This is a genomic window from Phormidium sp. CCY1219 (genome assembly GCF_035615515.1).
In the GTDB taxonomy this organism is placed as follows: Bacteria; Cyanobacteriota; Cyanobacteriia; order Cyanobacteriales; family Laspinemataceae; genus CCY1219.
Genome location: NZ_JAJENT010000211.1, coordinates 1 through 1,581, shown reverse-complemented (window position 1 = coordinate 1,581; position 1,581 = coordinate 1). Strand labels below are relative to the sequence as shown.

The following is a 1,581-nucleotide window of genomic DNA, read 5'->3' as shown; positions in this document are numbered from 1 at the left end:
GGGGGGCTAGGGGGGATAAACCGGGGCTAGAGGGGATAATCCAATTCCCCCCTTTCAAAGGGGGGCTAGGGGGGATAATCCGGTTCCCCCCTTTCAAAGGGGGGCTAGGGGGGATAAACTAGAGGGGATAAACTCACCAATAGAATAACAAACCCCATCAAAACAATTCATCACCTCATCATTGGTAAAACGTACCACCTGCAAACCGTAACCTTCTAAAATTTGAGTGCGTTTTTCGTCATAAATCATCCCATCTTCGGTAAAATGAGTATCCCCATCGACCTCGATAACCAACTTTAATTTGGCACAATAAAAATCAACAATAAAATTATCAATTGGTTTTTGCCGCCACACTTTAAAAGGAAACTTCCTTAAATACTGCTGCCATAGCTTGCGTTCTGCTGGGGTAGGGTTTTTTCGCATTTCTTTTGCTCGTTCGACAAGGGAGGGATTATAGGGGAGAAAATAGCGTCCCTCTTTTAATTGAGACATGATTTTGGGGGCTGGTAAAGTTTTAGTCCTATTTTATCCCCCCAAACTCCCCTTTGGAAAGGGGGCTTTTCCCTCAAACCCCGCGCATGGAACGCCACTCCGCTTCGGATCATCCCCCCAACCCCGCGAATAGAAGGGGGCTTTTCCCTCAACCCCGCGAAGGGAACGCCACTCCGCTTCGGATCATCCCCCCAACCCCGCGAATAGAAGGGGGCTTTTCCCTCAAACCCCGCGAATGGAATGAAAGGCATAAACTTATCAGAATAAGTTAGAATATAAGCTAATACCAGCGCCCTAGCAACCCAACAGACTTATGGCTTCAACCCCGTTACACCTTAACGACGAGCGTCAGGTCTCTAATCACAAAAGGATAAATAGGCGACGGACTTTTGCCCCAACCAGAGAAAAAGAGTTGGCCAATGAAGGAAAAATAAATCGATCTCGTATCGCGTAGCGATACGAGATCGATTTATTTTTCCCAAATTTTTCCGACGATCTTTTTTGGCAGCTTTGGCAACAGCATGAAGATTATTTGTATCGGCGCTGTCTCGAGTGGATGAATGGCAACCCCACTGAGGCTGAAGATGCCTTGAGTACGGCTATGCTCAAGGCGAAGGAAAAGATGGCACAATGGGTGGGAGCAATTGATAATGTGAAGGGGTGGCTGACTCAGTTGACTCGGAACCTCTGCATCGATATTCACCGCAGACGCAGAACTCAAGCGGTGGAGAGTCTGGAAAATATAGAAAATGTAGAAAATATAGAAGTTTTGAGGAAGTCTGGGGAATCGGAAACTCCAGAAAGTTTCTTAGAAGCAGAGGAGGAAAAAATTGTTGTCCGTCGGGCGATCGCTCGTTTACCGAACCGACTGCGGGAGACCTTTCTCCTGCACTTCAAACGCGAACTTTCTTATCAAGAAATTGCGGATCGACAGAATATTTCTTACGCCAATGTCCGCAAGCGCGTTTCCCAGGCGCGAGGAATTTTGAAACAGGTATTAAGGGAATATTTTGTTTTATCCCCCCAACCCCCCTTGGGAAGGGGGGCTATTGAGGTTTTATCCCCCCAACCCCCCTTGGAAAGGGGGGC

At 47.4% G+C, this 1,581-nt stretch carries 2 protein-coding genes; one reads left to right on the top strand and one right to left on the bottom strand.

What is annotated here, in order from left to right; genetic code table 11:
- Nucleotides 1-93: 93 nt before the first annotated feature.
- Nucleotides 94-492, bottom strand: a complete 399-nt coding sequence (locus LKK83_RS01680; protein ID WP_324629021.1) for an endonuclease domain-containing protein — start codon at nt 490-492, stop codon at nt 94-96.
- A gap of 532 nt (nt 493-1,024) precedes the next feature.
- Between LKK83_RS01680 and LKK83_RS01675 the strand changes: the two genes are divergently transcribed.
- The coding region (locus LKK83_RS01675; protein WP_324629020.1) for an RNA polymerase sigma factor at nt 1,025-1,581 on the top strand (557 nt) is incomplete at its 3' end.